The 19,560-nt window shown below is 66.9% G+C and carries 22 protein-coding genes; 10 read left to right on the forward strand and 12 right to left on the reverse strand.

All coding sequences use genetic code 11. The features are described from left to right. Positions 1-16: 16 nt before the first annotated feature. Entirely contained in the window at positions 17-1,606 is a 1,590-nt protein-coding gene (gene purH / locus FHS96_RS09340) for a bifunctional phosphoribosylaminoimidazolecarboxamide formyltransferase/IMP cyclohydrolase (RefSeq protein ID WP_429589858.1), read from the forward strand. 47 nt (positions 1,607-1,653) lie between these two features. On the opposite strand, the gene FHS96_RS09345 is transcribed toward purH, so the two are convergent. Continuing rightward, positions 1,654-2,871: an argininosuccinate synthase gene (locus FHS96_RS09345; protein ID WP_429589861.1), complete on the reverse strand. Its 1,218-nt coding sequence runs from the start codon at positions 2,869-2,871 to the stop codon at positions 1,654-1,656. A gap of 74 nt (positions 2,872-2,945) precedes the next feature. On the opposite strand from FHS96_RS09345, the gene FHS96_RS09350 reads away from it, so the two are divergent. Continuing rightward, a complete protein-coding gene (locus FHS96_RS09350) occupies positions 2,946-3,371 on the forward strand; it encodes a DUF1801 domain-containing protein (RefSeq protein WP_429589864.1) in 426 nt (141 codons plus the stop codon). 3 nt (positions 3,372-3,374) lie between these two features. On the opposite strand, the gene FHS96_RS09355 is transcribed toward FHS96_RS09350, so the two are convergent. Genes FHS96_RS09355 through FHS96_RS09365 form a run of 3 tightly spaced genes read right to left on the reverse strand, consistent with a single transcriptional unit; the run spans position 3,375 to position 4,271 of the window. Then, a complete protein-coding gene (locus tag FHS96_RS09355) occupies positions 3,375-3,830 on the reverse strand; it encodes a nucleoside deaminase (protein WP_429589867.1) in 456 nt (151 codons plus the stop codon). Between the two features lie 41 nt (positions 3,831-3,871). Next, positions 3,872-4,057 carry a YqaE/Pmp3 family membrane protein gene (locus FHS96_RS09360; RefSeq protein WP_429589869.1) on the reverse strand — a complete coding sequence of 62 codons (186 nt, stop codon included), beginning with the start codon at positions 4,055-4,057 and terminating at the stop codon, positions 3,872-3,874. Position 4,058: 1 nt separating this feature from the next. Beyond that, positions 4,059-4,271, reverse strand: coding sequence for a hypothetical protein (locus FHS96_RS09365; RefSeq protein ID WP_429589872.1), 213 nt, complete (start codon positions 4,269-4,271; stop codon positions 4,059-4,061). Between the two features lie 145 nt (positions 4,272-4,416). On the opposite strand from FHS96_RS09365, the gene rpmB reads away from it, so the two are divergent. Then, positions 4,417-4,704 carry a 50S ribosomal protein L28 gene (gene rpmB, locus FHS96_RS09370; protein WP_429589875.1) on the forward strand — a complete coding sequence of 96 codons (288 nt, stop codon included), beginning with the start codon at positions 4,417-4,419 and terminating at the stop codon, positions 4,702-4,704. Between the two features lie 110 nt (positions 4,705-4,814). Here rpmB and FHS96_RS09375 read toward each other — a convergent pair whose 3' ends face one another. Next, a complete protein-coding gene (locus FHS96_RS09375) occupies positions 4,815-5,789 on the reverse strand; it encodes an esterase-like activity of phytase family protein (protein WP_429589878.1) in 975 nt (324 codons plus the stop codon). Positions 5,790-6,030: 241 nt separating this feature from the next. Between FHS96_RS09375 and FHS96_RS09380 the strand changes: the two genes are divergently transcribed. Then, positions 6,031-6,426 (forward strand): glycine zipper 2TM domain-containing protein, encoded by a 396-nt coding sequence (locus FHS96_RS09380; RefSeq protein WP_429589881.1) that lies wholly within the window; start codon positions 6,031-6,033, stop codon positions 6,424-6,426. Between the two features lie 102 nt (positions 6,427-6,528). Here the strand turns inward: FHS96_RS09380 and cobT are convergent, their stop codons facing one another. The 3 genes from cobT to FHS96_RS09395 form a co-directional block, all read right to left on the reverse strand. Continuing rightward, positions 6,529-8,361, reverse strand: coding sequence for a cobaltochelatase subunit CobT (gene cobT / locus FHS96_RS09385; protein ID WP_429589884.1), 1,833 nt, complete (start codon positions 8,359-8,361; stop codon positions 6,529-6,531). 101 nt (positions 8,362-8,462) lie between these two features. Continuing rightward, entirely contained in the window at positions 8,463-9,467 is a 1,005-nt protein-coding gene (gene cobS / locus FHS96_RS09390) for a cobaltochelatase subunit CobS (RefSeq protein ID WP_429589887.1), read from the reverse strand. 120 nt (positions 9,468-9,587) lie between these two features. Beyond that, on the reverse strand, positions 9,588-10,265 hold the full coding sequence (locus FHS96_RS09395) for a winged helix-turn-helix transcriptional regulator (protein WP_429589890.1): 678 nt from the start codon (positions 10,263-10,265) through the stop codon (positions 9,588-9,590). A 99-nt stretch (positions 10,266-10,364) separates the two neighbouring features. On the opposite strand from FHS96_RS09395, the gene FHS96_RS09400 reads away from it, so the two are divergent. The 5 genes from FHS96_RS09400 to FHS96_RS09420 are packed head-to-tail and all read left to right on the forward strand — an operon-like array spanning position 10,365 to position 13,358. Continuing rightward, on the forward strand, positions 10,365-10,805 hold the full coding sequence (locus tag FHS96_RS09400; RefSeq protein WP_429589892.1) for a VOC family protein: 441 nt from the start codon (positions 10,365-10,367) through the stop codon (positions 10,803-10,805). Between the two features lie 25 nt (positions 10,806-10,830). Further along, a complete protein-coding gene (locus FHS96_RS09405; protein ID WP_429589895.1) occupies positions 10,831-11,253 on the forward strand; it encodes a DoxX family protein in 423 nt (140 codons plus the stop codon). A 22-nt stretch (positions 11,254-11,275) separates the two neighbouring features. Further along, positions 11,276-11,992 carry a DUF1428 domain-containing protein gene (locus FHS96_RS09410; RefSeq protein WP_429589898.1) on the forward strand — a complete coding sequence of 239 codons (717 nt, stop codon included), beginning with the start codon at positions 11,276-11,278 and terminating at the stop codon, positions 11,990-11,992. A gap of 52 nt (positions 11,993-12,044) precedes the next feature. Beyond that, a complete protein-coding gene (locus FHS96_RS09415; RefSeq protein WP_429589901.1) occupies positions 12,045-12,857 on the forward strand; it encodes a VOC family protein in 813 nt (270 codons plus the stop codon). 12 nt (positions 12,858-12,869) lie between these two features. Next, positions 12,870-13,358 carry a VOC family protein gene (locus tag FHS96_RS09420; protein ID WP_429589904.1) on the forward strand — a complete coding sequence of 163 codons (489 nt, stop codon included), beginning with the start codon at positions 12,870-12,872 and terminating at the stop codon, positions 13,356-13,358. A gap of 36 nt (positions 13,359-13,394) precedes the next feature. Here the strand turns inward: FHS96_RS09420 and FHS96_RS09425 are convergent, their stop codons facing one another. Genes FHS96_RS09425 through nhaA form a run of 3 tightly spaced genes read right to left on the reverse strand, consistent with a single transcriptional unit; the run spans position 13,395 to position 16,512 of the window. Then, the gene (locus FHS96_RS09425) at positions 13,395-14,279 is read right to left on the reverse strand and encodes a LysR family transcriptional regulator (RefSeq protein ID WP_429589907.1); all 885 of its coding nucleotides are present in this window, start codon (positions 14,277-14,279) and stop codon (positions 13,395-13,397) included. Between the two features lie 17 nt (positions 14,280-14,296). After that, positions 14,297-15,304, reverse strand: a complete 1,008-nt coding sequence (locus tag FHS96_RS09430; RefSeq protein WP_429589910.1) for a histone deacetylase family protein — start codon at positions 15,302-15,304, stop codon at positions 14,297-14,299. Continuing rightward, positions 15,301-16,512: a Na+/H+ antiporter NhaA gene (gene nhaA / locus FHS96_RS09435; RefSeq protein WP_429589913.1), complete on the reverse strand. Its 1,212-nt coding sequence runs from the start codon at positions 16,510-16,512 to the stop codon at positions 15,301-15,303. Before nhaA ends, FHS96_RS09430 begins: the two co-directional genes overlap by 4 nt. A 72-nt stretch (positions 16,513-16,584) precedes the next feature. Between nhaA and FHS96_RS09440 the strand changes: the two genes are divergently transcribed. Next, a complete protein-coding gene (locus tag FHS96_RS09440) occupies positions 16,585-18,063 on the forward strand; it encodes a DUF389 domain-containing protein (RefSeq protein ID WP_429589916.1) in 1,479 nt (492 codons plus the stop codon). On the opposite strand, the gene FHS96_RS09445 is transcribed toward FHS96_RS09440, so the two are convergent. Then, a complete protein-coding gene (locus tag FHS96_RS09445) occupies positions 18,064-19,533 on the reverse strand; it encodes a M23 family metallopeptidase (protein WP_429589919.1) in 1,470 nt (489 codons plus the stop codon). It abuts the gene before it with no gap. Positions 19,534-19,560: the final 27 nt, after the last annotated feature.

Raw genomic sequence — 19,560 nt, forward strand, 5'->3', positions numbered from 1 at the left:
CAGGGTTTTTAAGCAAATGACGGACGTGAAGATCGCGCGGGCACTGCTTTCGGTGTCCGACAAGAGCGGATTGGTCGAGCTGGGGCAGGCGCTGGCCGGCCATGGCGTCGAGCTGGTCTCCACCGGCGGCACCGCGAAAGCGCTGCGCGACGCCGGGCTCGCGGTTAAGGACATTTCCGAGCTCACCGGCTTCCCCGAGATGATGGACGGCCGCGTCAAGACGCTGCACCCCAAGGTCCATGGCGGACTGCTGGCGGTGCGCGACGACCCCGCCCACCTCGCCTCGATGGCGGAACATGGGATCGGCGCGATCGACCTCGTCGTCGTCAACCTCTACCCCTTCGCGCAGACCGTGGCGAAGGGCGCTGCGCGCGATGAGATTATCGAGAATATCGACATCGGCGGACCATCGATGGTTCGTTCGGCGGCGAAGAACCATGCCCATGTCGCGATCGTCACCGATCCCGCCGACTATGCCGAACTGATCGCGGCGCTGGCCGAAACCGGCGGCGCCACCAGCCTGGCGTTCCGCCGCCGCCTCGCCGCCAAGGCCTATGCGGCGACCGCCGCCTACGACGCGATGATCTCGCAGTGGTTCGCCTTCGCCGACCAGGGCCAGACCTTCCCGGACATGCTGGCGCTGACCGCCAATCGCGGTGACGAGCTGCGCTATGGCGAGAATCCGCACCAGAAGGCGGCGCTCTACGTGCCCGCCGGCCCGCATGTCCGCGGCATCGCGCAGGCCGAGCAGCTTCAGGGCAAGGCGCTGAGCTACAACAATTATAACGACGCCGATGCGGCGCTGGAGCTGGTCAGCGAGTTCCGCGACGGCCCCCCGACCGTGGTGATCGTGAAGCACGCCAATCCGTGCGGCGTCGCCACCGGCGATACCCTGGTCGAAGCCTATGAGGCGGCGCTCGCTTGCGACAGCGTTTCGGCGTTCGGCGGCATCATCGCGGTCAACCGCCCGCTCGACGGCCCGACGGCGGAAGCGATCAGCGGCATCTTCACCGAGGTCGTCGCGGCGCCCGGCGCCGATGAGGAGGCGCGTGCGATCTTCGCGAAGAAGAAGAATTTGCGCCTGCTGCTGACCGGCGAACTGCCCGATCCGGCGCGGCCCGGCCTGATGATCAAGAGCATCGCCGGCGGCTATCTCGCCCAGTCACGGGACAATGGCCGGGTGACGCAGGAGATGCTGAAGGTCGTCACCAAGCGTGCGCCGACCGAGCAGGAACTGACCGACAGCCTGTTCGCCTGGACCGTCGCCAAGCATGTGAAGTCCAACGCGATCGTCTACGCCAAGGGCGGCTCGACCGCGGGCATTGGCGCGGGCCAGATGAACCGGCTGGAATCGGCGCGTATCGCCGCGTGGAAGGCCAAGGATGCCGCCGACAAGGCCGGCTGGGCTGAACCACGCACGATCGGCTCGGCGGTCGCCTCCGACGCCTTCTTCCCCTTCGCCGACGGTCTGCTGGCGGCGGTCGAGGCGGGTGCCACCGCGGTGATCCAGCCCGGCGGCTCGATCCGCGACGAAGAAGTCATCGCCGCCGCCGATGCGGCCGGGCTGGCGATGGTGTTCACCGGAATGCGTCACTTCCGGCATTGATGAATTGCCTCTCCCCGGCGCGGGGCGCCGGGGAGAGGATTTGACGATCACGCGTCGCGGCGGCCCAGCAGGCGCAGGCGCAGCGCGTTGAGCTTGATAAAGCCCGCGGCGTCGCGCTGGTCATAGGCGCCGGCATCATCCTCGAAGGTCACGACCTTCTCCGAATACAGCGTGTTCGGCGACTTGCGGCCGACGACATAGACGCCGCCCTTGTAGAGCTTGAGGCGGACGGTGCCGGTGACCTTGGTCTGGCTATAATCGATCGCCGCCTGCAGCATCTCGCGCTCCGGGCTGAACCAGAAGCCGTTATAGATCAGCTCGGCATAGCGCGGCGCGAGCTCATCCTTGAGGTGCGCGGCGCCACGGTCGAGCGTGATCTGCTCGATACCACGGTGCGCGAGGTGATAGATGGTGCCGCCCGGCGTTTCATACATGCCGCGGCTCTTCATGCCGACGAAGCGGTTCTCGACGAGGTCGAGCCGGCCAATGCCATGCTTGCGGCCATAGTCGTTGAGCGTTTCGAGCAGGGTCGCCGGGCTCATGGCCTCGCCGTTGATCGCGACGCCATCGCCACGCTCGAAATCGATCGTGATGAATTCGGGCACGTCGGGCGCATCTTCCGGATTGACGGTGCGCGAATAGACATAGTCCGGCACCTCCTCCCACGGATCTTCCAGCACCTTACCCTCGGATGAGGTGTGGAGCATGTTGGCATCGGTGGAGAAGGGGCTCTCGCCGCGCTTGTCCTTGGGAACCGGGATCTGGTGCTGCTCGGCGAAAGCGATCAGCGCGGTGCGGCTGGTGAGATCCCATTCACGCCACGGCGCGATCACCTTGATGTCGGGCTGCAGCGCATAATAGCCGAGCTCGAAGCGGACCTGGTCGTTGCCCTTGCCGGTGGCGCCATGGCTCACCGCGTCGGCGCCCAGCTTCTTCGCGATCTCGATCTGGCGCTTGGCGATCAGAGGCCGCGCAATCGAGGTGCCGAGCAGGTAGAGCCCCTCATAGAGCGCGTTGGCGCGCATCATCGGGAACACATAGTCGCTGACGAACTCCTCGCGCAGATCGTCGATGAAGATGTGCTCGGGCTTCACGCCCATCAGCTCGGCCTTGGCGCGTGCCGGTTCCAGCTCCTCACCCTGGCCCAGATCGGCGGTGAAGGTGATGACCTCGCAACCATAGGTCTGCTGCAGCCATTTCAGGATGACGCTGGTGTCGAGCCCCCCCGAGAATGCCAGCACCACCTTGTTGATCTTGTCGCTCATGCCTGTTCCGCTCATCGTTCCGATTCGGGCGCCTCTTAGGATCGGCGGGGCCCCGCTACAACTGGAGACGCGTGATGGCCGAGATCAAGACCCAGGCAAGCGCGGCAAGCGTCGATACGTTCCTCGCCGCCGTGCCCGATCCACGCCGGCGAACGGATGCCGAATCGCTGCGCGCCCTGCTCGAACAGGTGACGGGATGCGCGGCGAAGATGTGGGGGCCGGCGATCATCGGGTTCGGCAGTTATCATTATTGCTATGACAGCGGGCATGAGGGCGACATGGCGATGATCGGCTTCAGCCCGCGCAAGGCCAATCTCGTGCTCTATTTTGCGCGCGATTTCGAAGGCGCGGATGCGCTGGTGGCTGGGCTGGGCAAGCTCAAGGCGGGTAAGGGCTGCCTTTACGTCAACCGCCTGTCCGACCTCGATGCCGATCGACTCGCGGATTTCGCGCGGCAATCGGTGGCGCACATGCGCGCGACCTATCCGACCACGGATTGAGCTTCAGCCGCGCCGCGCGGCGAAGAAATCGACCAGCAGGCGAGCGGCCTCACCCTCGCCCCAGCCGTCATGCACTTCGGGCCGATGGTGCGTGGTCGGTTGCGAGAAGATGCGCGGGCCATGCGCGACGCCGCCGCCCTTGGGATCGCCCGCGCCATAATAGAGCCGGGTGATGCGAGCATGGGCGATGGCGCCAGCGCACATCGCGCAGGGTTCGAGCGTCACCCAAAGATCGCAGCCGCCGAGCCGCTCCACGCCCAGCGCGGTCGCGGCAGCGCGAATCGCGACGATTTCGGCATGTGCGGTGGGGTCATGGCCGGCGCGGGTGGCGTTGGCGCCCTCGCCGATGATTCGCCCCTCGAACGTCACCACCGCGCCTACCGGCACTTCGCCGACGGCAGCGGCAGCGGCGGCCAGGTCGAGCGCGCGGCGCATCGGGGCAGGCAATGGAAAGACCATCGCCGGCTGATAACCGGCGATGATCTGGCGCGAAAGCACGCTCAGGCGGTGGCGGGCAGCCGTCGGTTGTCGGTGATGATCACCCAGAGCGCGTAGACCGCGCCCGGGATATAGGCGAGCAGGGTCAGGATCACGTCTATCCAGAAGTCCCTGCCGAGCCCGCGGGTGAGGAATACGCCCAGCGGCGGCAGCAGCACCGCCGCGATGATCTTGATCAGCAGTGCCATGTTATTCGGGCGCCTTGTCTTCGGGCTTGGTCACCTCGACCTTGGGCACCTCGATCGTCTTGTTGACGGTGCCGATGTCGATGTCCGCGGTCTCCGCCTTGAATGCGGGCAATTGCGCCTGCTTGGTCTGGTCGATACGGATCCAGTCAAGCTGGACGGCAACGATCAGCGCGATGAGCGCAATCACCACGATGGAAAGTATCGAACGCATCATGCGTCTCCGATAGGGGATCTCGGGCGGTTGAACGCGCAGGGGCTGCTCCGGTTTCATTTCCGCAACGACCCTTTCGGTTGACGAATCTGCGGGATGCGGTTATCCGCGCCCACTTTCCGGGCAACCCGAATTCAGGACGAAGATCATGTCGCGTATTTGCGAGCTGACCGGCAAGGGCCGGCAGGTGGGACACAATGTTTCCCACGCCAACAACAAGACCAAGCGTACGTTTCTGCCGAACCTGCAGAACGTCACTTTGATCTCCGAAGCGCTCGAAAAGGGCGTGAAGCTGCGCGTTTCGACGCACGGCCTGCGCTCGGTCGAGCATGTCGGCGGCCTGGACAACTGGCTGCTCAAGACCCGCGACGACCAGCTCAGCCTGAAGGCGCGTCGCCTGAAGCGCGAAGTTTCCAAGAAGCGGGCGGCGGCCTAAGCCGCGGGCGCCGCTTCGGCGGTGCCCTTGCCCGATCTGGATTCGAAAGGACGGCAGCCCATTGCGGGCCGCCGTCCTTTTCGTGCGCCTGAGTCGTCGGACGTGCTGACCTATTCGGTCAGCGCAAACTTCAGGAGCAGCGTGCGTTCCAGAAAATGGAAGTTATTGTCGGACATGATCCAGATGATCGTGCGTCCGCCCTCGCGACTCACTGCCAGCGCCTCGTAATTGTCTCGAATCAGTGAGCCTTCGAACCGCGCGATCTCGCGCGGTTCGACGATTCGTTCGACCTCCATCTGATTCGGGTCGGCGATCGTCAGCACCCCGCTGAACCATCCGAAGAAGGTGAAGCGGCGATGGAGCACGATGATTCGCCCATCCGGTAACGCCGCGGCATCCACCGGGCGATAGCCCTGCGGCGCGCGCCAGCCCATTTCCTCCACCGTCATGCCCGGCGCCGCCGGGTCGCGATCGAAGCGCAGCAATTTATAGCTGCGATCACGGCCGAGCGGTGATTCGGACCAGATGAGGAAGCGGCCATCGGCGGTGCGCAGCAGCGCCTCTGCTCCCGTCGCCTCGGGCCAGTCGGCGATCTCCGGCGGAAACACCTCCGCCTCGGTGTGGCGCAGCCCGTTGAGACGACAGATCGCGTTACGCCGCTCCAGGCTGATCCAGATCCGATTCGTCCCCGGCTCCCCCGTCAACGCCTCGGCATCGCGATCACGCTTGAGCGCGCCGTCTCCGCAGCCCTGCGGCAATGGCAGGATATGCCCGCGGCCATCGGGTTTCCCGCCGGTGATGCCGATTCGGAAGAGCGCGCCGGCATCGCTGACCGCGACGATCTCCCCCTTTGCCATCGCCGCACCGGAGACGCCGCCCAGCCAGCGCTCGTCGCTGGTGAGCGACCAGCCGCCCAGATAGTGAAGACTGCCGACGTGGCGTCGCGCGGGGTCCGCCGAATCGAGCGCAACCGGCGTCGCCCGGATACGAATCGGCTGGTCGGGCATCACCGGCATCGGCCCCGGAGCAGAGCGGGCAAGGACGAGCGGCAGCAGCAGCGAAGCGGGGATCAGGCGGCGGAGCACGGCGGGCTTCTAGACCAACTGCCGCGCTTGCGGAATCGCCCCGCATGGCGTCAGCCATTTGCGGCCGCGTGATTTTTTTGGCGGAACGCCTGTTATTTCCGAAACACCGGGTGGGGCACGAGCCAAGCTGAACAATGGCTAACATGCGCGTTCAGCATCATCTCAAGACACGGGGTGCATAACACAAGCATCAGGAGGCCGAATCATCCGGCCGATCGAGATGAACGGACAGGAGGTTCCCATGTTCAAGAAGCTTTCGATGCTGGGCGCGGCGATCGCCATGGGTGCCGCCACGCTCATCCCCGCCGCCCCTGCAATGGCGCGCGACGGTTATTATCATCAGGTTCGCTACGGCTATTATGGCCGTGACTATCGCGGTGATCGCTATCGTGGCGATCGTTATCGCGGCTATCGCGGCGATTACTACCGCGGCGACCGTTATCGTGGCTATCGTGGCGATCGTTATCGCCGCTGCGACAATGGCACGGGCGGCACCATCATCGGCGCGATCGCCGGCGGCCTGCTCGGCAATGAAGTCGCCCGTCGGGGCGACAAGACCGAAGGCACGATCATCGGCGGCGCGGTCGGCGCGCTCGCGGGCCGGGCGATCGACCGTTCGGATGGCCGCCGCTGCTGACCCAGCCGCCAGCTCAACGGTCAGCCCGCGTATCTGGGCAGTAACCCGCGTATCCGGGCTGTAAGAGGGCCGGGCTCCGCAAGGAGCCCGGCCCTTTCGCGTTCAGGCTTCGGTGTCGAACAGCCCGGCGAGCTGTTCCACCATCGTGCCGCCGAGCTGCTCGGCATCCATGATCGTCACCGCGCGCTGATAGTAGCGCGTCACATCATGGCCGATGCCGATCGCCACCAGCTCCACCGGCGATCGCGTTTCGATCCAGTTGATCACCTGGCGCAGGTGGCGCTCGAGGTAGGCGCCGCTGTTCACGCTCAAGGTCGAATCGTCGACCGGCGCGCCATCGCTGATCACCATCAGGATGCGGCGCTCCTCATGCCGGGCGATCAGCCGGTTGTGCGCCCAGAGCAACGCCTCGCCGTCGATATTCTCCTTGAGCAGCCCCTCGCGCATCATCAGCCCGAGCGACTTCTTGGCACGCCGCCACGGCTCGTCGGCCTTCTTGTAGACGATGTGGCGCAGATCGTTGAGCCGGCCCGGCGTCGGCGGGCGGCCGGCAGCGAGCCAGGCCTCGCGGCTCTGCCCGCCCTTCCAGGCGCGGGTGGTGAAGCCGAGGATCTCGGTCTTCACGCCACAGCGTTCGAGCGTGCGCGCCATAATGTCCGCGCTGATCGCCGCGATCGAGATCGGGCGACCGCGCATCGACCCGGAATTGTCGATCAACAGGGTCACCACCGTGTCGCGGAACTCGGTGTCGCGCTCGACCTTGTAGGAGAGCGACTGGCCGGGGCTGACGACGACTCGCGCGAGTCGCGCGGCATCGAGCAGCCCTTCCTCCTGGTCGAAATCCCAGCTGCGATTCTGTTGCGCCATCAACCGGCGCTGCAGGCGGTTGGCGAGCTTGGTGACCGCACCCTGCAGATGGACGAGCTGCTGGTCGAGATAGGCGCGCAGGCGCGTCAGCTCATCCTGGTCGCACAGGTCGGTCGCCTCGACGACTTCGTCGAACTGGGTGGTCCAGGGACGATAGTCGAACTGCGGTGGAAGATCGGACAACGGCCGGTTGGGCCGCACCGGCATCATGCCCTCTTCGCCGGCATCCGCCAGCTCGGCGTCGCTGTCGCCTTCGGCCTCGTCCTGCTGGTTGTCCGATTCGCCGTCCTGAGGCTCGCCGTCCTGCGGCTCGGCGCGCATCTCGACATCGCCTTCGGCGCCGCCTTCATTCTCGTCGGCGTCGTCGGTCTGGTCGTCGGCCTCGTCTTCCTCGCCGCCGTCCTGATCCTCGCCGCCTTCGTCATCGTCCGGGGTCAGTTCGCCCTCGACCAGTTCGAGATCCTCGAGCAGACGGGTGGCGAGCCGGGCGAAGGCGCCCTGATCGTCGGCGACGAGGCCGAGCGCGTCGAGATCCGCCCCGCCCTTGTCCTCGATCCATTGCCGGACCATCGCGAGGCCGGGCTCGGCGGCGGCGGGGGGGAGTTCACCGGTCAGCCGCTCACGCACGATCAGTTGCAACGCGGTCGACAACGGCACTTCGTCACGCGCGCGGGCACGGGTGATGGGGTCGGTGCGGATCTTGAGATCGAGCGCGTGGCCCAGATTGGCGCGGACGCCCGCCATTGAGCGCGCGCCGAGCGCCTCGACCCGCGCGGTCTCGATCGCATCGAACACCGCGCGCGCCACCGCTTCGGACGGCGCGCCGCGGGCATGGAGCGCTGCGTCATGGTGCCGAAGCCTGAGCGCGAAGCCATCGGCGAAGCCGCGCGCCTCGGCGACCTGTTCGGCCGGCAGCGAACGGTTAGGCATCGGCACCTTCATGTGCCGGCCGGATTGCAGCGGTGCGTCCGCAGTGAAGGTCAGCTCGACCTCGGGCTCACGCGCGATCGCGCGCGCGGCCCCGCCGAGCACGGCCTTGAAATCATCGAGGGGGGAACGGTCGGCCATGATCACCAAGCCTTATGCATGGTCGGGCGACGGGGTAACATCCTGTGGGTCACGGCCGACGGCAGCGGGTTCCACCGCACCGCCGCCGGACATGCGCAGGATCAGACCTTGCCGGCGACGCTTTCCGGCAGATCCTTGCCGAACACGCGCTGATAATATTCGGCCACCAGCGGGCGTTCGGCCTCGTCGCACTTGTTCAGGAACGAGAGGCGGAAGGCGAAGCCGATATCCTTGAAGATCAAGGTGTTCTGCGCCCAGGTGATCACCGTGCGCGGAGACATGACGGTGGAGATATCGCCGTTGATGAAGCCCTGGCGGGTGAGATCCGCCACCTTCACCATATTGTCGACCTCCTTCTTGCCGCCCTCGTGATCATATTCGCCGGACTTGGCGAGCACGATCCGCGACTCCACCTCGGCAGGCAGATAGTTGAGGGTGACGACGATGTTCCAGCGGTCCATCTGGCCCTGGTTGATCTGCTGGGTGCCGTGATAGAGGCCACTGGTGTCGCCCAGGCCCACAGTGTTGGCAGTGGCGAACAGGCGGAACCAGGGGCTCGGGCGGATCACCCGGTTCTGGTCGAGCAAGGTCAGCTTGCCCTCGGTCTCCAGCACGCGCTGGATCACGAACATCACGTCCGGGCGGCCGGCATCATATTCGTCGAAGACGAGCGCGGTCGGGGTCTGCAGCGCCCAGGGCAGCAGGCCTTCACGGAATTCCGTCACCTGCTGGCCGTCACGCAGCACGATCGCGTCGCGGCCGATCAGGTCGATGCGGCTGATATGCGCATCGAGATTGATGCGGATGCACGGCCAGTTGAGGCGCGCCGCCACCTGTTCGATGTGCGTCGACTTGCCGGTGCCGTGATAGCCCTGGATCATGACGCGGCGGTTGTGTGCGAAGCCCGCGAGCACGGCCAGCGTCGTATCCGGATCGAACACATAGGTGGGATCCAGATCGGGGACGCGTTCGTCCGCCTCGCTGAACGCCGGCACCTGCATGTCGATATCGATCCCGAACAGCTCGCGCACGCTCACCTGCCGGTCGGGCGCGTCAAGCACGGTGGCTGCGCGGCTATCGGGTTGAACGTTGGGGATGTCGGTCATGATCGGCTCTTTCGTCTTTCCCTGCACCCCTAACGCGCGGAACGCGGGTGTCGACGCCCTATTCTGCGTGCGACGTGGAAAATGAAAGGGGGCGCAAGCGCTTTTTGTGCCGCCAAGGGCTCAGCCCGTCTTGGGGGGCAGCGGAAACAGCGTGATGAAATGCGCGAGCAGCGCGCGGTCCCCCGTCACCGTCAGCACCCCGTCACGCTCGGCTTCTTCCACCGGCAGCCCGCCATAGACGATCGCCGCAAGCACCGGCGGCTGCGCCACCAGCCGCAGGTCGACCGACTCGGGCTGGGCGCGACGGACGGCGATGCCCTGCGCGTCTATCTCTGCGACGAAGGCGTCGGGCGCGATATCGAAGCCGACTCGCATCGGGCGCTCGCCCGAGCGGTTGCGGTCGATCATCGTGCGGAACGACATCATGATCGAGGCGGCCGAGAGCGGCAGCGTGGGATCGTGGCGCGGCGATCGCACCGCCCAGCGGCCGAGTTCCTGAATCGCGGTCTCGCTCTCATAGCCCCAGGTGGTCAGTTCATAGACCTGCACATTGGCGGGCGGCGGCAGCTTACGGCGGACGAGGATGCCCACCTCCTCCATGCCTTCCAGCCGCTGCGTCAGCACATTGGCGCTGATTCCCGGCAACCCGCCGCGCAGTTCACCGAAACGTCGCGGTCCGAACATCAGCTCCCGCACGATCAGCAACGACCAGCGTTCGCCGACAAGCTCCATCGCCAGCGCAGTGCCGCAGGCGTCGTCATACCAGCGCTTTTCCGCCTTGCGATCGTTTTCAGTCACTTTTTCTAACTTCATAGTTGCTTTTAATAACTCATGCCGGCACAAGGATCAAGCCAACCGATTCGACCTGACCCGAACGTGATTGAGAGGAAAAGTCCGATGGCCAAGCTGATCTTCGTGAACCTGCCCGTGAGCGACGTGCCCCAGGCGACCGCCTTTTACGAAGCGATCGGGGCGACGCGCGACCCGCGCTTCTGCACCGAGGATTGCTCGATGGTGGTATTCTCCGAGACGATCCACTTCATGCTGATGACGCACAAGCGCTATGCGGATTTTACCAGCAAGACGATCGTCGATGCCCGCACGTCCAGCGAGGTGCTGATCGCGCTCAGCGAGGACAGCCGCGCCGATGTCGATGCGACGCTTGCCAGGGCGATCGCTGCCGGCGGCACCGCGGATCCGACGCCGCCACAGGAGATGGGACATTTCATGTACGGCCGCAGCTTCGAGGATCTCGACGGCCACATCATCGAGCTGGCGTGGATGGATGTCGACGCGGCGATGGCCGCCTTCGCCCCGCGCGAGACCGAGCCCGCCTGAACTGCGCCTTCCCGGGAGACGACCGATGACCAGCGCGACGATCGAAACGCCTGCCCCCGCGAAGGCCGACGCCGGGATCTGGACGGGCCGGGTGCTGAGCACCCTCGCCATCCTGTTCTTCCTGATGGATGGCGGCATGAAGATCGTGCCGCCGCCGCAGGTGCCCGAAACCATGGCCGCGCTGGGCTGGCCGACCGATCTCGGCACGATCCGCCTGCTGGCGTTTCTGTCGCTAAGCGGGATCCTGCTCTACGCTTGGCCGCGCACCGCGGTGCTCGGCGCGGTGTTGCTCACCGCCTATCTCGGCGGTGCCGTCGCCACCCATGTCCGGGTCGGCAGCCCCCTGTTCAGCCATGTGCTGTTCGGCGTCTATCTCGGCGTCATCATGTGGGGCGGCCTCTGGCTGCGCGATCCGCGGCTGAGGGCGCTGTTCCCGATCGTTCGCTGACGAAAACCCAAGGAGAGAGAAGATGACCTATGTGGAAGGTTTCGTCGCCGCGGTGCCGGCGGCCAACAAGGATGCCTATATCAAGCATGCCAGCGATGCCGCGCCGCTGTTCAAGGAATTCGGCGCGACCCGGATGGTCGAGAATTGGGGTGACGACGTGCCGGACGGCAAGGTCACCGATTTCAAGGGCGCGGTGAAGGCGGAAGAGGGCGAGGTCGTCGTCTTCTCTTGGCTCGAATATCCCTCGAAGGCCGTGCGCAATGCAGCCCATGAAAAGATCATGTCCGATCCTCGCATGGAGGAGATGGGCAAATCGATGCCGTTCGACGGCAGCCGGATGATCTATGGCGGTTTCGACGCGATCGTCGAGGAATCATCGGGCGGCACGATGGGCTATGCCGACGGCTATCTCGTGGCGGTGCCCGCCGGCAACAAGGAAGCCTATCGCGCGATGGCGGCGAAGGCGGCCGGCCTGTTCCAGGAACACGGCGCGACCCGCGTGATCGAAGCCTGGGGCGACGATCTGCCGGACGGCAAGGTCACCGACTATAAGGGCGCCGTGAAGGCCCAAGATGGCGAGTCGGTGGTCTACAGCTGGGTCGAATGGCCTTCCAAGGCTGCGCGCGACGAAGGCATGAAGAAGGTCATGGAGGATCCGCGGATGAAGCCGGATGGCGAGATGCCGTTCGACGGCCAACGCATGATCTTCGGCGGATTCACGCCGATTCTCGACGTCTGAACATCTCGGGGGCGGGCGCACCTGCCCGCTCCCCACCCGAAGGAGACGGACGATGACCAATCCTCACGGCACCCCCATCTGGTACGAACTGCTCACCAGCGATCCCGATGCGGCGCAGGCCTTCTACAGCGACGTCGTCGGCTGGAAGATCGGCCAGTTCGGCTGCAAGGATGGCGAGGACGCCCCGCCGCCCCCGCCGCGGCCCGATGGTGCGCCGATGGACTATCGCATCCTCACCGCGCCCGATGGCGGCGGTGTCGGCGGACTGATGAAGCTGCCCGAAGGCGCGCCCATGCCGCCGGCGTGGCTGAGCTATATCGGCGTGGACGACGTCGATGCCGCGGTCGAGTCGATCAAGGCGGCAGGTGGTGCCGTTCATATGCCGCCGATGGACCTCGAGGGCGTCGGTCGGATGTCGATGGTCGCCGATCCGCAGGGCTCGGTCTTCTATGTCATGCGCGGCGCCAGCGATGAAGACAGCGGCGCCATGTCGATGGCGGACGGTCATTGCGGCTGGAACGAACTTTCGACCAGCGATCCGGAAGCGGCGCTCGCCTTCTACACCAGCCAGTTCAACTGGGTGAAGGGCGATGCGATGCCGATGGGGGAAATGGGCGAATATCGCTTCATCAATCATGGCGAAGGGATGATCGGCGCGGTTATGCGGGTGCAGGCGTCGGACGGCCGCCCGGCCTGGCTCTATTATTTCGTCGTGCCCGACATCGACGTCGCGTTCGAGCGGATCAAGGCCGGCGGCGGCAAGCCGCACACCGACCCGATGCAGATCCCCGGCGGCAGCTATGCCTTCGCGGCGACCGACCCACAGGGTGCGGTGTTCGGCCTCTCCGGCCCGCGCAAGAGCTGAGGGAGACCGGTCATGACCGACAAGATCGCCATCTGCCTGTGGTTCGACGGCGTCGCCGAGGAGGCTGCAAACTTTTACACCTCGCTCATCCCCGACAGCCGGGTGGACGCCGTTCATCGCGCGCCGGCCGACTTCCCCTCGGGAGAGGAGGGCGCGGTGTTCACCGTCGAGTTCACCCTCGCCGGCCGCTCCTATCTCGGGCTCAACGGCGGGCCGCTGTTCAAGTTCAACGAGGCGATCTCGCTACAGGTCTATACCGAGGACCAGGCGGAATCGGATCGGCTGACCGAGGCTTTGTCCGCGGTGCCTGAGGCCGAGCAATGCGGCTGGGTGAAGGATCGCTATGGCCTGTCATGGCAGATCACCCCGCGGCGTCTGGTGCAACTGCTCGCCGATCCCGACCATGCGAAGGCGCAGCGGGCGATGCAGGCGATGATGGAAATGAAGCGCATCGACATCGCCGCGCTGGAAGCTGCCGCCGCGGCCGCGCCGGTCGCCTGAGCTGGGCGCGGGCGGGTCGTCACTGCTCCGCCCGCCTCACAGCGGATCGTCAACCGATTCGACGAGATGATCGACCAGCGCGCGCAGCCGCCGCAGTCGCTTGAGATCGGCATGATAGCCCAGCCAGATGTCGCGGCCGGGCGGCGCTTCGACGTCGGCTTCGGCGATCAGTCCGTAAGTCTCTCCGAGCAGCACCGGCAGCACCGCGAGCCCGGCGCCGCACGCGGCCGCCGCCGCCTGAACTTCCCGGCTGTTGCTCCTGATCGCGATCTGCGCGCGCGGGAAGCGCCGGCGCAGCCAGAGGACATCGGCCAGCGTATCGAACTGGCTGTCCATCATCACCAGCCGATGGCCCTCTCCATCCGCCCCTGATGCCGGGAAACCGTGCGCCTCGACATAGGCGGGCGCCGCGAACAGGCCGTAGCGGATATGGGTGAAGCGGCGCTGGACGATGTGCGGCGCATCGAAGGGCTTGAAGCGGAAGACGAGTTCCGCCTCGCGTCGGTCGAGGCTGAGCAGGCGGAAATCGGCGATGAGTTCGACCGTCACCGCCGGATGCCGCGCGGTGAAGGCAGTGACCGGCGGGGTCAGCACAAGGTGCGCGAACCATTCGGAGGACGACAGGCGCAGCGCCCCGGCCACTTCCTCGCCGCTGCCGGCGAACTGGCGCTGCAAGCCCAGCGCCTCTTCCTCCATGCGCTGGGCACCGATCAGCATCGCCTCACCCTCGTCGGTGAGGTGCAGCCCGCCGGCGGTCCTCTGGAACAGCGCGACTCCGCACGCCGCCTCGAGTGCGCGCAACCGGCGGCCCGCGGTCGGCTGGCTGAGCTTCAGCGCCGCGCCGGCGCCGGTCAATGTGCCGGCGCGGGCAATAGCGAGGAACAGGCGGACATCGTCCCAATCGAGCCGGCTGCGGTCCATCGCGCGGCCCCTGCGCCTCAGAACCCGTTCAGGAAAGAGGCGACATTGGCCCCCAGCGCATCGACCGCATAGCCGCCTTCCATCACCACCAGTGTCGGCAGGCCAAGTGTCGCGACGGTGCCGCCGAGTTCGGCATAATCGGCGGTTTCGAGCCGAAAATGGCAGATCGGATCGCCGGCGAAGGTGTCGGCCCCGAAGCTGACCACCAGCAGGTCGGGCGCGAAGCCCCGCACCGCGGCGACCGCCTCGGCGAGCACCGGGCGATAGGCGTCCAGCCCGGTGCCGTGCGGCAGCAGTAGGTTGCGCGTGGCGCCCTCGCCGGCGCCTTCGCCCACCTCGTCGGCATGGCCCCAGAAGAAGGGGAAGTCCTGCGCGGGATCGGCATGGATCGAGACGAAGGGCACGTCACCACGCGTCCAGAAGATATCCTGCGTGCCGTTGCCGTGATGATAGTCGAGATCGAGGATCGCGACGCGGCCGGCACCATGATCGCGCGCGGCCTGCGCGGCGATGGCGGCGTTGTTGAGGTAGCAATAGCCGCCGAGATAGTCGGCACCGGCATGGTGGCCGGGGGGCCGGCACAGCGCGAAGCTGGTGTGCGCCTCCCCCGCCAGCAGCGGATCGAGCGCGGTCAGCGCGGTCTGTGCCGCCCAATAGGCCGCATTCCAGGTGTCGGCGCCGATCGGGGTGACCGCATCCGCCGAATAGCGGCCCAGCTCGGCATCGATGCGGTTGAGCGTCAGTGCCCGGCGATGGGCCACCGGCCAGACATAGCCGATCGCTTCGCCTTCGCGCCCCGCCGCCAACCAACGCGAGTGGGCGGTGCGGAGGAAATCGACATAGCCGGCATCATGGACCGAGAGGATCGGATCGAGGCCATGGTCCACCGCCGGCGCCGCATCCCCCACCGCCCCGAGAATCGTCGCTGCGCGCGACGGTACCTCGGCATGGTCGCTCCAGCCGCCATTGTGAAACTCGCGCGCCGGGCGATGCGCGGACTGGCGGGGATCGAAGACCCGGATCATTCGTCCGGACACACGAAGCGTGGCGCGAAGCGAAGCACCGCAAAGCCCGCCAGCGCGGAGACGATCGAGCCCATCAGCACGCCAATCTTCACCGCATCGATCTGCGCTGGATCCGCGAAGGCAAGGCCACCGATGAACAGGCTCATGGTGAAACCGATACCGCACAACAGCGCAACGCCATAGACCTGCGGCCAAGTCGCGCGCGCCGGGCGCGGTGCGAGGCCGGTCTTCGCGGCCAGCCAGACGGTGGCGAAGATTCCCGTCTGCTTGCCCAGGAACAGCCCAAGCGCGATGCCCAGCGGCAGCGGCGCAAAGACGTCGTCGAGGCCGACGCCGGCCAGGCTGACGCCCGCGTTAGCGAAGCCGAACAGGGGCACGACGACGTAGGAGACGGGGGCGTGCAGCGCATGTTCCAGGCGGTGAAGCGTCGAATCGGCGGCGTCCGGCGTGCCCGGCGTACGGCGCAACGGGATCATCAGCGCCGCCAGCACCCCCGCGATCGTCGCGTGCACGCCCGAAATCAGCACGACGAACCACAGCAGCGCAAAGCCGATCAGATAGGGCCAGATGCGGATGACGCCGAGCCTCGCCAGCCCCCACATGCCCGCGAGCACGGCGATCGCGGCGAACAGGGCGGCGCCGTTGATGCTGGCCGTATAGGCGACCGCGATGATCGCGACCGCGCCCATGTCGTCGACGATCGCCACCGTCGTGAGGAACAGCTTGAGCGAGGCCGGCGCGCGGCTGCCGAGCAGCGCAAGCACGCCGATGGCGAACGCGATGTCGGTCGCCGCCGGCACTGCCCAGCCACGCAGCAGCGCCGGCTGGGCCCCGGTGACGAACAGATAGACCATCGCCGGCAGGATCATGCCCGCCGCCGCGGCCAGCACCGGCAGGCGGCGCTTCTCCGGACTGGCCAGTTCGCCGTCGACGAACTCGCGCTTGATCTCGAGCCCGACGAGCAGGAAGAAGATCGCCATCAGCGCATCGTTGATCCACAGATGCACCGTCATCGGCCCCAGCTTGTCGCTGATCACCGGTCCCGTCTCGGCGTGGAGCAGGTGGAAATAATCCTCTGCGAACGGGCTGTTCGCCACGATCATCGCCAGCGCCGCCGCTGCCATGAGCAACAGACCGCCTGACGCCCCGCTGTGAAGGAAAGCGCGAAGTGCGGATGTGACGCGACGCGGCGGCAGCACCGTGACCATTATACCTCCCTGCTGGCGACGAGCCCCGTCTATCGGCTAGACCCCGCCGCGCAAGCGAAAGCGGGGAAAGCGATGCCTGAAGATCAGCCGGAAGCCTTCCGTGCCAATGTGCTGTGGCGCTGGTGGCGCGCGCGCGTGATCGGCAGCGTCGACCATGTCGACGTGGTCGCGCAGGTCGACGAGGATGCGCGCTGGACCCCGCGCTACCTGCTGATGACGCTGCTTGCCGCCGGCATCGCGATGCTGGGGCTGCTGCTGTCTTCCCCGGCCGTGGTGATCGGCGCGATGCTGCTATCGCCGCTTATGGGGCCGATCATCGGCTTCGGCTTCAGCCTGGCGCTGTTCGACTTCAAGGCGATGCGCGATTCGCTGCAGGCGCTGGCGCTAGGCGCGGTGATCGCCGTTCTGTTCGCCGCGCTGATCGTCACCTTTTCCCCGATCCAGACGGTCACCGCCGAGATCGCGGCGCGGACGCGGCCCAACCTGTTCGACCTCATCGTCGCGATCCTTTCCGCCGTTGCCGGCGCCTATGCGGTGATCCGCGAGCGGCACGGCACGATCGTAGGCGTCGCCATCGCCACCGCGCTGATGCCGCCGCTGGCGACGGTGGGCTTCGGTCTCGCCACGCGCAACTGGACGGTGTTCGGCGGCGCGCTGCTGCTGTTCTTCACCAATCTGATGGCGATTGCGCTTACCGCATCGGTTATGGCGCGGTTCTACGGCTTCGGATCCGCGCTGAGCCCCAAGCAGACCCGGCTGCAGGCAACATTGGTGATCGCCACTCTGCTCGCACTGGCGGTGCCGCTGGGGCTGACCCTGCGCCAGATCGGCCGCGAGGCGGTGGCCGCGCGGCAGACGCGCGATGCAATTGCGGCGCAGTTCGTCAACGCCGCGCGCATCGACGATCTGGAGATCCAGCATGGCGCCGATGCGATGCGCGTCAGCGCGGTGGTGTTCACCCCCACCTACCGAAAGGATGCGGAAGCTGCCGCGATCGAGGCGCTGCGCGGCCGGATCGACCGCCCCGTCGAACTCTCCCTTGATCAGGTCATCATCGGCCAGGGGGACGTCACCGCGGAACAGGCGCAGGTGCAGGCGGCGCGCGAGAGTCAGCAGGCGCAGGAGCGGGGTGCCGCAGAGCTGGCCGCCAAGCTCGCGCTGGTCGCCGGCGTCGATCCCGCGACGGTCACCGTCGACCGCCAGAACCGCCGTGCCCTGGTTCGCGCCGCACCTTTGCCCGATGCCACGCTGTCCACCTATCGCGCGCTCGAATCCCGCGTCGCGCTGGGCTTCTCGGGCTGGACGATCGAGCTGGTGCCGCCGCCCCTGATGCGCCTGCCGATCATCGACTTTGTCGACGACAAGCCCAACCCCGCGGCGATCGAGCTCGTGGTCTGGGCGGAACGGCGGAACGGTCTGCCGGTCACCATCACAGGCTCTGCGGAACGCACGGCACTGGTCGTCGGCGCGCTGCGCGACCGCGGTATCGATGCGCGGGCGGTGGAGGGCGATGGCGGGTCCGGCGTGCTCGCCGGCTGGGCCGTGCCCTGATCAGTTCGCGTCGTCGTCCGCCTTCGCGCCTGCGGGCAAGCGTGCCACACCCGGACGCACCGCAAGCAACGTGTTGAGCTGCGCCTTGAAGTTGCGGAGATCCTGGCCGACGAGCTGCGCCTGGGTGGTGAAGCTCATCGTCTTCGGGTTGATCGGCGTGCCGTTCTTGTAGACCTCATAATGGAGGTGCGGCCCGGTCGAGAGGCCGGTCGAGCCGACATAGCCGATCACCTGCCCACGATTTACCCGCTGCCCGCCCTTCACGCCGATCCGGCTCATATGCGCGTAGGCGGTGGCGATGCCGCCGCCATGTTTCAGCATCACATAATTGCCATGGCCGCCATGACGGCCGGCAAAGGTGACGGTGCCGTCGGTCGCCGCATAGATCGGCGTTCCATAGGCGGCGCCGAAATCCATGCCGCGGTGGAAGCGTGAATAGCCGAGCAGCGGATGGCGGCGCATGCCGAATCCGGAGGTCTGGCGGCCATTGACCGGCCGCGCCATCACCCCGCGCTGCTCACCGACGCCGGAGGCCTCGAAGAATTCGCTGCGCCCGCCGCTGGTCCATTTGACGAGTTGCGTCTTGCGCTTGCCCTGGTCGAGCCCGGCGAACAGCAGTTCGCCCACCTCGGTCTCGCCGGTCGCCGCGCGACGGTGGGCGACGATGATGTCGAACTGCGCATTGCCGCCGATGCTGCCGAGCGGCACGCGGCGCTTGATCTCGCGAACATAGGCCTCGATCGCAGAGGCTGGGGCGCCGGCGGCGCGCGCGGCGGCATAGAGGCTGGATCCGGCGCGGCCCTGGATGCGCAGCGGCGTATCGTCGACCGCGATCGGCACGCGGCGCATCGCCAGCCGGCCGCCGGCACGCTCGAACTCCAGCCGCAGGTCGAACGCGGCGCGGAAGGCGAGCTTGTCGAGCGGGCGCGGCTGCGAGCGCGCGGGTCGACGACCGAGCACCATGTCCATCCGCGTCCCCGGCCGGATGCCGCCCAGCGTCACCGCGCCCGACGCCATGTCTGCCACCAGCTTCGCGTCGGTGCGGCCGACGCCGGCGCGTTCCAGCACGCGGGCGAAGCCGTCCCCCTGCCCCAATGTGGCGCTCAGTTCGATCATCGGCCGCTCGGGCGTGTCGGTCAGCGGGCGGACCGCATCGGTCGCGGCCATGCGTCGGCCGCTGTCTGCGCCAAGCGCGAGCGGGGCGAAAGATTGCGCGCGCACCTCGTCCCACGCGGCGGGCGGCAGCGGGGCGGGCACGGCGCCGGGCAGCGGGCGTTCGAAACCGGGCGACAAGGTGATCGCGGCAGCGCAAAGCCCACCGCAGGTGACGACGCCGCGCATCCATTCGAGCGAGCCAATGCGTGCGCCGAGATCCGGCACCAGATCGATGTCGTGGAGACGGGCGCGCCAGCCCATCAGCGGCTGGCGCAGCGCCTTTGCCGGCTCCGCCGGCACGATGGCGGCGTCCATCGACAGCATCGCCGTGCCGCCGGTTCC

This window comes from Sphingomonas zeicaulis (assembly GCF_050433225.1).
In the GTDB taxonomy this organism is placed as follows: domain Bacteria; phylum Pseudomonadota; class Alphaproteobacteria; order Sphingomonadales; family Sphingomonadaceae; genus Sphingomonas_D; species Sphingomonas_D zeicaulis.

What these genes read in the sequence shown, in the direction of transcription:
- FHS96_RS09415 (WP_429589901.1), top strand. Translation starts at nt 12,045, where the DNA reads ATGACCAATCCTCACGGCACCCCCATCTGGTACGAACTGCTCACCAGC.
- FHS96_RS09400 (WP_429589892.1), top strand. Translation starts at nt 10,365, where the DNA reads ATGGCCAAGCTGATCTTCGTGAACCTGCCCGTGAGCGACGTGCCCCAG.
- FHS96_RS09440 (WP_429589916.1), top strand. Translation starts at nt 16,585, where the DNA reads ATGCCTGAAGATCAGCCGGAAGCCTTCCGTGCCAATGTGCTGTGGCGC.
- FHS96_RS09430 (WP_429589910.1), bottom strand. Translation starts at nt 15,304, where the DNA reads ATGATCCGGGTCTTCGATCCCCGCCAGTCCGCGCATCGCCCGGCGCGC.
- FHS96_RS09425 (WP_429589907.1), bottom strand. Translation starts at nt 14,279, where the DNA reads ATGGACCGCAGCCGGCTCGATTGGGACGATGTCCGCCTGTTCCTCGCT.
- FHS96_RS09410 (WP_429589898.1), top strand. Translation starts at nt 11,276, where the DNA reads ATGACCTATGTGGAAGGTTTCGTCGCCGCGGTGCCGGCGGCCAACAAG.
- purH (WP_429589858.1), top strand. Translation starts at nt 17, where the DNA reads ATGACGGACGTGAAGATCGCGCGGGCACTGCTTTCGGTGTCCGACAAG.
- FHS96_RS09350 (WP_429589864.1), top strand. Translation starts at nt 2,946, where the DNA reads ATGGCCGAGATCAAGACCCAGGCAAGCGCGGCAAGCGTCGATACGTTC.
- FHS96_RS09360 (WP_429589869.1), bottom strand. Translation starts at nt 4,057, where the DNA reads ATGGCACTGCTGATCAAGATCATCGCGGCGGTGCTGCTGCCGCCGCTG.
- FHS96_RS09355 (WP_429589867.1), bottom strand. Translation starts at nt 3,830, where the DNA reads ATGGTCTTTCCATTGCCTGCCCCGATGCGCCGCGCGCTCGACCTGGCC.
- FHS96_RS09380 (WP_429589881.1), top strand. Translation starts at nt 6,031, where the DNA reads ATGTTCAAGAAGCTTTCGATGCTGGGCGCGGCGATCGCCATGGGTGCC.
- cobS (WP_429589887.1), bottom strand. Translation starts at nt 9,467, where the DNA reads ATGACCGACATCCCCAACGTTCAACCCGATAGCCGCGCAGCCACCGTG.
- rpmB (WP_429589875.1), top strand. Translation starts at nt 4,417, where the DNA reads ATGTCGCGTATTTGCGAGCTGACCGGCAAGGGCCGGCAGGTGGGACAC.
- FHS96_RS09345 (WP_429589861.1), bottom strand. Translation starts at nt 2,871, where the DNA reads ATGAGCGACAAGATCAACAAGGTGGTGCTGGCATTCTCGGGGGGGCTC.
- FHS96_RS09365 (WP_429589872.1), bottom strand. Translation starts at nt 4,271, where the DNA reads ATGATGCGTTCGATACTTTCCATCGTGGTGATTGCGCTCATCGCGCTG.
- FHS96_RS09420 (WP_429589904.1), top strand. Translation starts at nt 12,870, where the DNA reads ATGACCGACAAGATCGCCATCTGCCTGTGGTTCGACGGCGTCGCCGAG.
- FHS96_RS09445 (WP_429589919.1), bottom strand. Translation starts at nt 19,533, where the DNA reads ATGGACGCCGCCATCGTGCCGGCGGAGCCGGCAAAGGCGCTGCGCCAG.
- FHS96_RS09405 (WP_429589895.1), top strand. Translation starts at nt 10,831, where the DNA reads ATGACCAGCGCGACGATCGAAACGCCTGCCCCCGCGAAGGCCGACGCC.
- cobT (WP_429589884.1), bottom strand. Translation starts at nt 8,361, where the DNA reads ATGGCCGACCGTTCCCCCCTCGATGATTTCAAGGCCGTGCTCGGCGGG.
- nhaA (WP_429589913.1), bottom strand. Translation starts at nt 16,512, where the DNA reads ATGGTCACGGTGCTGCCGCCGCGTCGCGTCACATCCGCACTTCGCGCT.